A 13275-nucleotide genomic window follows, 5' to 3' on the forward strand; every position below is an offset into this window, starting at 1 on the left:
TCACGCTAGGGTCGCGCATTCAGGCAGCCAGAGGATCATCCCATGGAAAAATTCGGCAAAAGCCAGCCCATCAAACGGACCGAGGACCAGCGGTTTCTGACCGGGCAGGGGCAATACATGGACGATTCTGTGCCCGAGAATGCGCTGTTCGCAGCATTCTTTCGCAGCCCGGTGGCGCATGCCACGATCACGTCGCTGGACCTTGAAGATGCACGTACAGCGGATGGGGTGCGCTTGGTCATGACGCTGGAAGATCTGACTGCTGCCGGGATCGATACGGTGATGAACGCGACTACAGTCGCCAACCGCGACGGCAGTCAAGGCGCTGCGTCTGAGCGGAACATGCTGGCCAAGGACCGCGTGCGTTTCGTCGGAGAACCCGTTGCGGTCGTCATTGCCGACTCGTTGTTACAGGCCCGCGATGCAGTCGAATTGATCTGGATGGAAACCGAAGACCTGCCGGTCAAGATGGATGTCGCTGCGGGTGGCGAACCTTTGCATCCACAAGCCCCCGACAACCGCGCCTTTGACTGGGGCTTGGGTGATGAGAAGGCGACCAATGCCGCCTTTCAGGCAGCGGCGCGCACCGTCGCGCTGAACGTGCATGACAACCGGGTCATCGTGAGCTCGATCGAACCGCGTGGCTGTCAGGCCGATTGGTCGGATGGCCGTATGCATTTCTCATATGGCGGGCAGGGTGTCTGGGGGATGAAAGCGCAACTGGCACAAAAGCTGAAACTGGACCCCGAGGCGATCCGCGTCACTACGCCAGATGTCGGCGGCGGATTTGGTATGAAGGCGATGCCTTATCCCGAATATTTCACCGTTGCTGTTGCTGCCATGAAACTGGGCCAGCCGGTGCACTGGATGTCGGACCGGTCCGAAGCGATGTTGTCCGATCACCACGGCCGCGACCTGACCTCACTGGCGGAGCTCGCCTTTGATGCCGATCACAAGATCACTGCTTACCGGGTCCACAGCAAGATCAACCTTGGCGCTTATAACAGCCATTTCGCGCAGGCGATCCAGACCAGCCTGTTCAGTAAGGTTTTGATGGGTGTCTACGATGTTCAGACCACCTACTTGCGGGTCGAAGGATTCTTCACCAACACCACGCAGGTCGACGCCTATCGCGGTGCCGGGCGACCCGAGGCGATCTATGTGCTGGAACGCGTCATGGACCGTGCTGCGCGTGAGTTGGGGATTGATCCGTGGGAGTTGCGGCGCAAGAATTTCATCCGACCCGAAGCCTTCCCCTATAAGACCGCAACCGGCGAAACCTATGATGTGGGTGAGTTCAACATGGTCCTCAGCCGCGCCGCCGAACAGACTACGGGCTTTGAGGCCCGCAAAGCGGCGGATGCGGAAAACGGCCTGATCCGGGGGCAGGGGCTTTGTTACTATATCGAAAGTATTTTGGGAGACCCTTCCGAAGGCGCGAAGATCGAGTTTTGCGAGGACGGAACGGTGAACCTCTATGTCGGCACTCAGTCCAATGGGCAAGGGCACGAGACCGTCTATGCCCAGTTCCTATCGGACCAGACAGGGATTCCTTCGCACCTGATCAATGTTGTGCAAGGCGACACGGACAGGCTGGCGCAGGGCGGCGGAACCGGCGGATCACGCTCGGTCACGACCCAAAGCAACGCGACACTGGTCACAGTTGATACGATGATCGCCGCATTCACGCCCTATCTTGCGGATAAGATGGGGGTCGAGGAAAGCGATGTGACCTTCGACCATGAAACCTTCCGCGCGCCGGGGTCCAACCTGACCCCCACGCTGACCGAGGCGGCCGAGATGGCGCGCGCTGACGGGCGCACCGATCTGTTGCAGCACGAAGCCCGCGCTACGCTAGATGCACGCAGCTATCCCAATGGTGCACATGTTGCCGAAGTCGTTATCGATTCTTTCACTGGTGAAACATGGGTCGACCGCTACACGGTGGTGGATGATTTCGGCAATCTTATCAACCCGATGCTGGCCGAGGGGCAGGTGCATGGCGGGGTAGTGCAGGGTATCGGCCAAGCACTGACCGAGCATGTTGTTCATGATACCGAGGGGCAACTGCTCACGGCTTCGTTCATGGACTACGCCTTGCCCCGCGCTGCTGAGATACCCATGATAGAGTTTACCTCGGCGCCGGTTCCGTCAACCGCCAACCCGATGGGGATGAAAGGCTGTGGCGAGGCAGGCACCGTGGGCGCACTGGCCGCAGTGGCGAACGCGGTACAGGATGCGCTCTGGGATCACGGGGTGCGGCAGGCGGATATGCCTTTCACACCTCACAAAGTTTGGGAATTGTTGACGCATGGTTCTGTCGCGGCTGAGTAGAAAGGTACTGGGATGGCTCGGACGGCCTCTGCGGTCCGAGCACTCGGCCGAAACGCGCCACCGCGAACCTGTCAGCCATGTCATCATTCTTGACGGCACCATGTCGACGCTGGAAGCAGGGCGGGAAACCCACGCGGGCCAGACCCTGCGCCTGTGCTGCGAGATGGGCAGCCAGGTTTCGGTTTTCTACGAATCCGGCGTGCAGTGGGAAAGCTGGAAGTCGACTATGGACGTGATGATGGGGCGGGGTATCAACCGTCAGATTCGTCGGGCCTATGGTTATTTGGCTTCGCGTTACAAACCCGGTGATAAGATCTTTTTCATCGGCTATTCACGCGGCGCATACGGGGTCCGCAGCCTTGCGGGCGTGATCGATGCTATCGGGTTGCTCAAGGCCGAACACGCCACTGTCCGCAATATCAAACAGGCCTATCGACACTATGAATGTAACGCCAATGGCGAAGCGGCGGCGGTCTTTCGTCGGGAGTTCTGTCACGAGGATGTCGCCATCGAGATGGTCGGCGTCTGGGACACGGTCAAGGCGCTGGGCCTGCGCCTGCCGCTGCTCTGGCGCTGGGCCGAGGAACGCCATGCCTTCCACAACCACCAGCTTGGCCCTGCCACCCGCCACGGCTATCACGCCATGGCGCTGGACGAGACCCGCGAGGTGTTCGAGCCGGTGCTGTGGAAATGCACGCCTGACTTCAAAGGCCATATCGAGCAGGTTTGGTTCCGCGGCACCCACGGCGATGTTGGCGGCCAGCTGAACGGGTTCGAAGAGGCCCGCCCCCTCAGCAACATCTCCCTGATCTGGATGCTGGACAAGGCCGAGCTGCACGGCCTGCCATTGCCCGAGGGCTGGCGCGACCGTTTCCCTACCGATCCGCATGCGCAATCCGTGGGCACATGGCGCGGCTGGGGTAAGATTTTCCTGCTGCGCAAGCATCGAAAGGTGGGGCGCGACCGGTCAGAAAAGTTGCATGTCTCGGTCTCACCCGATGAACTGCCCGGCTGGGTTCCGATGCCGGATTTGCCGTCACATCCAGCGCAGTGAAAGGCTAGTCATATACCAGCGGTTCCAAGATCACCGGCACTTCAATGTCAGGTTCGAGCCCTTTTGCGCCATTCGTGCTTTCCAAGAAAAACTTCGTTTGCGCGCCATTTCCATGTTATTGTGCCACATTGGATACAATTATTTGGAGCCAAAGGTGCGAAAATTCCTTTCGATCATGACCGCGACCATTTCTGCTGCAATTCTCCTAGGCGCTTGTGCACCAACGGTAAAGCCCCCGAAGACAGTCAGATCAATCGATTTCAAAAATGTACCAGATCAGAAATTCATGGTTGGCGGACTTGGGGCCGGAAATCCCAAAATGGTTTCGGTACGCGATCTGACGGATCAGCAATTCAAAACTGTAATGAACTGTGGCGCGAGAGAGAACATTGCGAATTGTGCTAAGCGCCGCGAGAGTATTTGGGGCGGCCGTGCGTTCAAAGATAGTTTGTCCGGTATCACCGGCAGAGCTCTTCTTCGAACCGCGCAAGGAGGTAGAAACACGCAAAACAAATGGGATGTAAAGGTAAAGGGTCAGATCCTAGATGAATGCCTCCATGCGAATATTCCGGGCTATCACTACAAAGATGGCAATTTGCGCCTATGCGTGATCATGCGTACAATCATAGCCAATCCTCAGAACAACAATGAGAAGGTCCGATACCAGTATTTCCATATCGAGGCCACCTCTGCGTTGGTCGATGAAAAGGACTTAACCAACGAGGACAACGTGTTCCCAGATGCGGCGCAGGCCACCGGCCTCGAAGTTTCGAAAGGCATGGCAGAAGGGTTTGACCGCAAACTATATGCGCATGGTGCAAATATCGAAATCGTTAATTATTGGGAAGCCAACGAGAAAGATGACAAGGACCCTATTCGATGGAGGGCTTATACGAAAACCTCGGGTGCTTCTTGGCGCATTAGGAATTACTTTAAGTCCAATCCGGATGCCTGTGTCGATATGATGTTCCCGGGACCAATTGTGCCTGAAAAGCTTGATTCTGGCGCGGCCGAGGGAGTTCACTACTGTCTGGGCCGTTGCAAAAATCCGCCTGTCGTCAATACACGCTGAACGCGCTTTGCGCATCAATCGGCCGGTTTGTCCCGCACAGCCGGCGTTCCAGTCTAAAACACCCTCGCAGTTTTCAGCGAGGGTGTTTTCTTTGTAAGAGCTCGTTACGCCTTGTGTTGTTCCCGACTATGCAGCGCTTCCGGTAAGAGGCGTGGCGAAACGCCTGCGCCCTTTTCACGTTCCCTAGTAATGGTTTAGGTTCTCGCGTTCGCAGTTACCGCCGACGGTCGCGACGCGAGCTCATCGGCTGGAACGCCACGCCCACATGCGCTTCGCAATAGGGTTTGCCTGCCTCGACGGGCAGGCCGCAGAACCAGAAATCCTCGGTCGCGGGGTCGCCGACAGGCCATTTGCAGGTCTTTTCGGTCAGCTCCATCAAAGACAGCTTCTTGGCCTTCTTTTCAATCTCGTTGACCTTGGCCAAAGCCTCGGGGCTGATCTCATTGGCCGACGGTTGCGGAGGCAGCGGCTGGCCGGCGGGTATGATCTGGCGACGGGCCGGGGTGACCGGTTTGGCCTCGGGGGCTGGCACCGGACGGGCCGGTTCAGTCTTGGGTGTCGGTTTCGGTTTGGCCTCGGCCTTGGGCGCGGGGGCCGGTTTTTCCTTAGGCTCGGCCTTTGCCGGGCTTGCACCGGTGGCGCGATTCGACAGACCCAGACGGTGCACCTTGCCGATCACCGCATTGCGGGTCACGCCGCCCAGTTCCTTGGCGATCTGGCTGGCCGACTGGCCCTCGCCCCACATCTTTTTCAGCAGCTCTACACGCTCGTCAGTCCAGGACATCATTTGCCTTTCAAAAGCGGAAAGCGGCCCCGGATTCGGGCCGCCTTGGGAAATCATCTCAGCGCCCTATTCTAAACACTGCGGCCCGAGTTACAAGCGGTCTTCGAATCAGGTATGGGGCAGAGCATGCATAATCTCATGGATCACGACGCACGCCGCTTTGGCGCGGTGAATTGGATGGGCCTCTATACACTGGCGCAGCGCGAAACCCTGCGCTTTCTGGCCGTGTGGACGCAGACCCTGCTGGCACCGCTGGTGACGGCAGGCCTGTTCCTGCTGATCTTCAACATTGCCATTGGTCCCAGCCGACCGGATGTGATGGGGGTGCCGTTTCTGACCTTTCTGGCACCGGGCATCATGATGATGACCGTGATTCAGAACGCCTTTGCCAATACATCGTCATCGATGGTGATCGCCAAGGTTCAGGGTAATATCGTCGATACGCTGATGCCGCCGCTATCGCCGCTGGAAATCCTGTTGGGTTATCTGGCCGGAGGCATCGCCCGCGGAATCCTGATCGCCCTTGTTGTCGCAATCGCTCTGGCGTTGGTTCTGGGCATCGTGCCGCAGAACCCGCTGATCGCACTGATATTCGTGGTTTTAGGTGGCGCGTTCATGGGCGCGCTTGGGCTTTTTGCCGGGATTTTTGCCAACAAGTTTGACCAGATGGCGGCGATCACCAACTTCATCGTCACGCCTTTGGCTTTCTTGTCCGGCACTTTCTATTCTGTGCAGGCGCTACCGCCAGTGCTCAATCGGCTAAGCCATGCGAACCCGGTCTTCTATCTGATTGACGGGTTGCGCTATGGGATGATCGGCGTGTCCGACAGCTCTCCTTGGTTGGGCATGGCGATCTGCGCCAGCGCGACATTGTTGGTTGGAGGATTGACCTGGCAGATGTTGCGCACCGGCTACCGGCTCAAGGCCTGACGGTGTATCGCCTCGCGCCAGACCAGAATCAGACCTCCGGTCAGGATGATGGCCGAGCCGATCAGGCTGATCCCATCCGGTATCACCTTGAATACCGCGAAATCGTAGAAGGCAGCGAAGATCAGCGTAGCGTAGCTGATCGGAGCCACAAAAGAGGCATCCGCCCGCGCCATTCCGTTGACGAAACAAGCCTGCGCACAGGCCATTAGCACACCAATCGAGGCCAGCGCCGCCCATTGCTGAGGCGTCGGCATCTGGAAAACGAAACTTACCGCGACTGTCGCAATGGTCAGACCCATCGCATTGTTGATCAGCAGAATCTGGATCGGTATTTCTCGGCCCGAGAGCTTTTTGATAAAGATCAGTTCCATCCCAATTATCACTGCTGCGGTCAGGGCCAGTAATGCAGCGGGTTGAAAGCTAGCGGGCGTTGGACGCAACAGAACCAAGGCACCGATCAAGGCCACGATGGCGGCCAACCAGCGCCACGGGCCGACACCTTCTTTCAGCAGCGGGATCGCCAACATCATGGCAAAGACCGGGTTCAGGAACGAGATCGCCGTCGCATCCGCAATCGGTATGAAAGCAACGGATGCAAACATCAGCGTGATCCCTAGCCAGCCGAAGCTTGTCCGTCCGATATGCAGACCCCAATGCGGGCGGCTCAGGCGGGGGCGCATGATGCCGACGGCTGTCACGATTACCAGAAAGGCAAACAGAAACCGTCCATGGCTGATCTGCATCGGATGCAGGGCGGGGCCAAGCACATCCGTCCCCAGTGCTTTCGCCAGCAATGTGGTCCCTGCGAGAAGGGCGCTGGCCGCAAGGATCAGCAGGGCCGCAAGGGCAGGATTCTGACGTATCGGTGTCATGGTTCAGCCGTGCGCCAGCGTCGGGTAAATGACAAGCGGTAAATCCCAGTCTCAGAATGATTTTTGCCCCGATCGCAAAAACGGGGTTTTCAGACCCGGTGCACCCCGCTATACGGCCTCACATGATCAATACCGCACATATCCTGCGCCTCCGACGCCGACGCCTGACCGCATAATCGGCCCGTTTGATCCATTTGCGCTGTCCAAATCCGCGCAAACCCCACCAAATCAGTTGACGACCATGGCCCCAGTGTATCACTCACAGGGCTCAAGCTATTCGAAAAGGATGATCCGATGATCCCGTCCGTTCTGCCGACCTATAACCGCGCGCCCCTGACATTTGTGAAGGGCGAAGGCGCCTGGCTGACCGAGGCGGATGGCCGACGTTTTCTGGATCTGGGCGCGGGCATAGCGGTAAACGCGCTGGGTCATGCGCATCCGGCGCTGGTGGCGGCCCTGACGGAACAGGCGCATGCGCTGTGGCATGTTTCAAACCTCTATAACATCCCGCAACAGCAGGCACTGGCGGACAAGCTGGTGGAACACACCTTTGCCGATACGGTGTTCTTCACCAATTCGGGAACAGAATCCTGCGAATTGGCCGTCAAAATGGCCCGCAAGTATTTCTATGACAAAGGTCAGCCCGAGAAGGTCGAGATCATCACTTTCGACGGCTCATTCCATGGCCGGTCATCGGCGGGTATCGCCGCCGCCGGGTCCGAGAAGATGACCAAAGGCTTTGGACCGCTGCTTCCCGGCTTTGTGCATCTGACATTCGGAGACCTCGACGGCGTCACCAACGCCATCACCGACACCACGGCAGCCATCCTGATCGAACCGGTTCAGGGCGAAGGCGGCATCCGCCCTGTTCCGGATGCAGAGCTGAAAGCCTTGCGCCAGATTTGCGATGATAACGGCCTTTTGCTGATCCTCGATGAGGTCCAATGCGGCGTTGGGCGGACCGGCAAACTCTTTGCCCATGAATGGGCCGGCATCACGCCGGATATCATGATGGTCGCCAAAGGCATTGGCGGCGGTTTTCCTCTGGGTGCGGTTCTGGCCACCGAAGAGGCCGCCAGCGGCATGACGGCAGGCACCCACGGCTCGACCTATGGCGGCAACCCGCTGGGCTGCGCTGTAGGCTGCGCGGTGATCGATCAGGTCGCCACTCCGGCCTTCCTCGAAGGGGTGAATCGCAAGGCGGGCCTGCTGCGTCAGAAGCTCGAAGGCCTGATCGCGGACCACCCCGAAGTATTCCAGGAGGTGCGCGGCTCAGGCCTGATGCTAGGCCTGAAATGCAAGCCCACCAATATCGACGTGGTCAACGCTGGCTATGACAACGAGGTCATAACGGTTCCCGCCGCAGATAACGTGATCCGCCTGCTGCCGCCGCTGACCCTCACCGAGGATGACATCGCACAAGCCCTGATCCGCCTCGAAAAAACTGCGGCACAAGTCGAAAACGCAATGGCTTCGGCCTGAACTCGCCTGATTAAAAAGTGAATTAAAATGAACCACTTCCTTGATATCCACAAAACTAACGCAGGTGATCTGCGGAACATGATCGATCAGGCGAGCGCGATGAAACAGGCGCGCCTTGGGCGCCCCAAAGCTGCCCCGGACGACGAGCAGCCTCTGGCAGGCCGCATGGTTGCGCTGATCTTTGAAAAGCCATCAACGCGGACCCGTGTGTCCTTCGATGTTGGCGTGCGCCAAATGGGCGGGCAGACCATGGTGCTGTCCGGCAAGGACATGCAGCTGGGCCATGGCGAGACCATCGCCGACACTGCACGGGTCCTGTCGCGCTATGTCGACATGATCATGATCCGAACCTTTGATGAAACCATCCTGACCGAGATGTCCGAATACTCGGACGTTCCCGTCATCAATGGTCTGACCGATCGTACACATCCCTGCCAAATCATGGCCGATGTGCTGACCTATGAAGAGCATCGCGGCCCCATCGCAGGAAAAAAGGTCGTTTGGACCGGCGACGGCAACAATGTCTGCGCTTCATTTCTGCATGCCGCCGGTCAATTCGGTTTCGACCTGACATTCACCGGCCCGGCGCAGCTGGACCCGGAAGAAGAATTCATGGGGCTTGCACGCCAGAAGGGCTCGAAAATCGTGATCGAACGGGACCCGCACAAAGCTGTTGAAGGGGCCGACCTCGTGGTCGCCGATACTTGGGTCTCAATGCACGATTCTCAATCCGCGAAGGAGCGCCGCCACAACATGCTGCGCCCCTATCAGGTCAACGCCGAGCTGATGTCGCATGCCAAGCCAGACGCGTTGTTCATGCACTGCCTGCCTGCGCACCGCGAAGAAGAGGCCACATCCGAGGTCATGGACGGCCCGAACTCGGTGATCTTTGACGAGGCCGAAAACCGCCTGCATGCGCAAAAAGCCGTGATGCGCTGGTGTCTGGGCGTCTGAGGCCGACAGCAATCTGGGAGAGCCATAGATGGCTCTCTTAAATCTCGGAGCAACCAATGCCACACATTACTCTGGAATTCTCTGCCGGGCTCGAAAAAACTCATGATTTTCAAGCCATCTGTGAGCAGCTCTATTCCGTGCTCGCCGCGCATGAAGAATTCGATGCCCCAACACTCAAAATCCGTGCCACCTCGTTTCCGTATTTCCGCATCGGGACCGAACCGCAGACCTTCATTCATGCCACGCTCTTGTTGTTGCAAGGCCGAGATGAGGCAACGCGCGCCGAGTTGAACGCGATCATTCTGAATGTTCTGGCTGCGTCTGCGCCCACGGTCGGCAGCATCACCGTGCGGGATGTTGAAATAGATCGCGCGACCTATGCCAAACGCCTGTCAGCCTGACGCGGCCCCGGTATGCGTATGGGAGGACTAAACGCGTCGGGACACTTCCCAGACCCGTAATCTGGCGAGCGTAGCAACGCACGCCAGAACTACCAGCACACACAATGCGATCTTGGTCATGATCTCCATTGTGCCCTCAATCAGCAGGGCGTGTACGACACTGCCCAGAATGGTTACCAGCGCCAGTCCTGTGTGCCCCAGACGCCAGAGCCGAAATCGCAGGTTCAGGCGTAGGCGCAGAACGCCCATCGTTGCTGCAGCAAAACCCGTCCACATCGCGATCACACCCCAGACGGAAAAGGGTGTGGCTGATACGAATAGAAGCGCGTCCACGACATCCGGCGGGCTCGTGATCCACAAACCGCCCACATGGATTACGATCGCTGCGACAAGGGCCAGACCGCACCGCCTGTGCCATAAGCGGCTGCGCACAGGTGAAAGCCCAGGCAACCAGCGTCCGGCCAGCAAGGGTTGCACCAGCAGAAGGCACATCCCGACGATGCCCGCAAACCCGGCTAGGATGTAGATCGGCTCGCGCCACGCCAGATAAGGGCTGAATGCTGCCGCGATAACCGGCACCAGAAGGGCGACAATCAACGCTGCCCAAATCAGTATGCGCCTCAACACGTATCAGGCAGGCTGTAAGACGAAATGCGCGGCAAGCGTTTTATCCTTCGCGCTCGACATCACCGGGCGTAGGAAAACCGTTTCGAATTCGCCGCTGTCATAGGCCAGATGCCCGTGCGGTTGGCCAAAGGCGGGCACGATTTGTGGCATCTCAAGCCGAAATTCACCGTTCGCATCCGTCAGCGTCGCCCCATGGCTGCGCTGGTCGCGCTCGTGCCCCTCGGTCGTATGCGCCCAGATCTGGATACGCTGGCCGGGCAAGGGGGCTCCGTCGCCTTCGCGGCGCACGGTGCCGGTCATCCAGAAACCTCCGCCGCCGATGCGCTGCACAATAGGGGCGCCGGGGCGATAGTTGTTCGATCCGCCCCGCATGGACGGGGTCGGTGCAATGCCCTGCGCCCGCGCGGGCGTGGTCAGCCCGGCCGTGCCTAGCGCTGCAAAACAGCCCGCCGTAACCAACGCGCTGCGGCGGGTAAGAAGAACGTGCGACATCGAGAGGGCTCCTTTCGATAACGGGCATGGTGTCTGGCCTGACACTCAATCTAGCACGTTTGTTGCGAAAGCCGAGTTAAGCTGGTCTGAAGATCGGGTCATTTCATCACCGTCACGTGAGCGTTGCCGCCGTTTCCGCCCATCGTGCACTGTATATGTGCACTCATGCGCTATGCCCGACAATAAATCATACTATATTCCACATAATCAAACATATTGAAACCCAAGCCAGATCCTGACCCAAGGGAGAGCGAGAATGAGCTGGAATCCGACCCATACACCCGACTGCCGGTCCGAGAACCCGTCGCTGGACAGCCTGATCATCCCCCGTGTCCGTGATCTGGGCGGGTTCGAGGTGCGCCGCGCGCTACCCTCGGTCAAACGGCAACTGGTCGGCCCCTTCATCTTCTTCGACCAAATGGGTCCGGCCGAATTCATCACCGAAGGCGGTATTGACGTACGGCCGCATCCCCATATCGGACTGGGTACCGTGACCTATTTATATCAGGGCGAGTTTGAACACCGCGACAGTCTCGGCACGCATCAGATGATCTATCCCGGCGAGGTCAACTGGATGGTCGCTGGGCGTGGTGTGACCCATTCCGAACGTACCAGTGACCAAACACGCGGCAAGAAACACAGCCTGTTTGGCATCCAGACTTGGATCGCCCTGCCCGAAACGCACGAAGATATGGCCCCCGATTTCGAACACCACAAACAGGGCGCGTTGCCCCATATTCAGGATGCAGGCGTCAGTGCCCGCCTCATCCTGGGCTCGGCCTATGGCGAAACCAGCCCGGTCACCATGCTGTCCGAGACCTTTTATCTCGACGTCCAGCTCGAACCGGGTGCCTCCTTCCCGCTGCCCGACAATCACGAGGATCGCGGTGTCTATGTCACCACAGGCTCGGTCGAGATCGCAGGCGACAGCTTTGAGGCGGGTCGCATGATGGTCTTCCGCCCCGGCGATCACCTGTCCGTGAAGGCCGGACCGCTGGGTGCGCGGCTGTTGCTGCTGGGCGGCGCGACCTTGAACGAAGATCGCTACATCTGGTGGAACTTCGTCTCCTCCTCGAAGGAGAAGATAGAAACCGCCACACGCGAATGGAAAACTGCCGACTGGGCGAACGGCGCCTTCCACCTGCCGCCCGGTGATGATCAGGAGTTCATTCCGATCTCGGAAGACCTCGAACGCACCCGACCCAGACGCGCCCGCGTCTGACCTCACGTCACGCTGGCTCCGTTGAACGATCCCGGCGATCCTTGCAGGGACAGCGGAGGTTAGCCATGAATATTGTCATCGCCGGTGCAGGCAGCATTGGCTGCTTTTGCGGCGCATTGCTGGCCGCAGCGGGACACAGCGTGACGCTGCTGGGTCGCGCGCGGGTGCTGAACGCCATCCGGGGACAAGGGCTGACGGTGACAGATTTCTCGAACCTGCATCGTCACGTCGCCGCCGTACAACTCACGCTCAGCGAAGACCCTGCCTGTCTCGGGGATGCCGAGTTGGTCATCGTCACGGTAAAAACAGGCGCGACCGCCGAGATGGCAGCGCTGATCGCCGCACACGCCACGGAAACGGCCCCGGTTCTGTCTTGGCAGAATGGGCTCGAGAACGCCCTCATCCTGCGCACCGCTCTTCCCGGACGCGACGTTCGGGCTGGAATGGTGCCCTTCAACGTGGTGCCGACGGGCCCGGCAACCTATCACCGTGCCACATCGGGTGAGATCGTCATCGAGCGTGGCTCCCGGTCTCTGGCTGAACGCCTAAGCGCCCCATATCTACCCGTCAGCGAAAGCGACCAGATCGAGGCGGTGCAATGGGGTAAGCTGGTGATCAACCTCAACAATGCATTGAACGCATTGTCCGGCCTGACCTTGCAAAACCAACTGCTCGACCGAAACTGGCGTCGCCTGATGGCTGATCAGATGGCCGAGGCGCAGCGTGTTTTGAAAGTCGCCGAGATCGAGGCCACCTCCACAACGCCACTACCCGCATGGATGACACCGCACATTCTACGTCTGCCAACGCCAATTTTTACACGAATTGCGGCAAAAATGCTGACCATCGACCCAAACGCGCGCACCTCGATGGCTTATGATCTGACGGCGGGTCGCCCGACCGAAATCGACAGTCTACAGGGCGAAATCATCAAACTCGGCCAACAGTACGCGATCCCAACCCCGATCAATAGCCGAGTCTCTCAACTCATCCACCAATCACCGGACACGCCGCTCACAGTCGACCAGATCATAACCTGATCCGTCTCTTC

13 protein-coding genes are annotated in these 13275 nt (G+C 58.8%); 9 read left to right on the top strand and 4 right to left on the bottom strand.

Features of this window, described 5'->3' with window-relative positions:
• Positions 1-42 precede the first annotated feature (42 nt).
• From ACR0AY_RS06835 to ACR0AY_RS06845, 3 genes are all read left to right on the top strand, one after another.
• Positions 43-2334 (top strand): xanthine dehydrogenase family protein molybdopterin-binding subunit, encoded by a 2292-nt coding sequence (locus tag ACR0AY_RS06835; protein ID WP_170511338.1) that lies wholly within the window; start codon positions 43-45, stop codon positions 2332-2334.
• Positions 2312-3388, top strand: a complete 1077-nt coding sequence (locus tag ACR0AY_RS06840) for a T6SS phospholipase effector Tle1-like catalytic domain-containing protein (protein ID WP_170511336.1) — start codon at positions 2312-2314, stop codon at positions 3386-3388. The genes ACR0AY_RS06835 and ACR0AY_RS06840 overlap by 23 nt, the downstream gene beginning before the upstream one ends.
• Before the next feature lie 175 nt (positions 3389-3563).
• Positions 3564-4460, top strand: coding sequence for a hypothetical protein (locus ACR0AY_RS06845; protein WP_480453893.1), 897 nt, complete (start codon positions 3564-3566; stop codon positions 4458-4460).
• 214 nt (positions 4461-4674) lie between these two features.
• On the opposite strand, the gene ACR0AY_RS06850 is transcribed toward ACR0AY_RS06845, so the two are convergent.
• Entirely contained in the window at positions 4675-5244 is a 570-nt protein-coding gene (locus tag ACR0AY_RS06850) for a GcrA family cell cycle regulator (protein WP_170397240.1), read from the bottom strand.
• A 126-nt stretch (positions 5245-5370) separates the two neighbouring features.
• On the opposite strand from ACR0AY_RS06850, the gene ACR0AY_RS06855 reads away from it, so the two are divergent.
• A complete protein-coding gene (locus ACR0AY_RS06855) occupies positions 5371-6174 on the top strand; it encodes an ABC transporter permease (RefSeq protein WP_170397238.1) in 804 nt (267 codons plus the stop codon).
• Here the strand turns inward: ACR0AY_RS06855 and ACR0AY_RS06860 are convergent.
• Positions 6156-7046: a DMT family transporter gene (locus tag ACR0AY_RS06860; protein ID WP_170397236.1), complete on the bottom strand. Its 891-nt coding sequence runs from the start codon at positions 7044-7046 to the stop codon at positions 6156-6158. The two genes, ACR0AY_RS06855 and ACR0AY_RS06860, sit on opposite strands and share 19 nt — an antisense overlap.
• Before the next feature lie 294 nt (positions 7047-7340).
• On the opposite strand from ACR0AY_RS06860, the gene ACR0AY_RS06865 reads away from it, so the two are divergent.
• The 3 genes from ACR0AY_RS06865 to ACR0AY_RS06875 are packed head-to-tail and all read left to right on the top strand — an operon-like array spanning position 7341 to position 9883.
• Complete coding sequence (locus tag ACR0AY_RS06865) at positions 7341-8528, top strand: aspartate aminotransferase family protein (RefSeq protein ID WP_170511333.1); 1188 nt, start codon at positions 7341-7343, stop codon at positions 8526-8528.
• 27 nt (positions 8529-8555) lie between these two features.
• Entirely contained in the window at positions 8556-9482 is a 927-nt protein-coding gene (argF, locus tag ACR0AY_RS06870; protein ID WP_170511331.1) for an ornithine carbamoyltransferase, read from the top strand.
• Between the two features lie 56 nt (positions 9483-9538).
• On the top strand, positions 9539-9883 hold the full coding sequence (locus ACR0AY_RS06875) for a tautomerase family protein (RefSeq protein WP_170511329.1): 345 nt from the start codon (positions 9539-9541) through the stop codon (positions 9881-9883).
• Between the two features lie 27 nt (positions 9884-9910).
• Here ACR0AY_RS06875 and ACR0AY_RS06880 read toward each other — a convergent pair whose 3' ends face one another.
• Positions 9911-10507, bottom strand: coding sequence for a ferric reductase-like transmembrane domain-containing protein (locus ACR0AY_RS06880; protein WP_480453994.1), 597 nt, complete (start codon positions 10505-10507; stop codon positions 9911-9913).
• Positions 10508-10513: 6 nt separating this feature from the next.
• Positions 10514-11002: a peptidase associated/transthyretin-like domain-containing protein gene (locus ACR0AY_RS06885; RefSeq protein ID WP_170511325.1), complete on the bottom strand. Its 489-nt coding sequence runs from the start codon at positions 11000-11002 to the stop codon at positions 10514-10516.
• Between the two features lie 256 nt (positions 11003-11258).
• Here ACR0AY_RS06885 and ACR0AY_RS06890 point away from each other — a divergent pair, with 256 nt between their 5' ends.
• Positions 11259-12224: a pirin family protein gene (locus tag ACR0AY_RS06890; protein ID WP_170511323.1), complete on the top strand. Its 966-nt coding sequence runs from the start codon at positions 11259-11261 to the stop codon at positions 12222-12224.
• Positions 12225-12289: 65 nt separating this feature from the next.
• Positions 12290-13264, top strand: coding sequence for a 2-dehydropantoate 2-reductase (locus ACR0AY_RS06895; RefSeq protein WP_170511321.1), 975 nt, complete (start codon positions 12290-12292; stop codon positions 13262-13264).
• The last annotated feature ends 11 nt before the right edge of the window (positions 13265-13275 follow it).

The organism is Ruegeria sp. A5 (assembly GCF_056543005.1).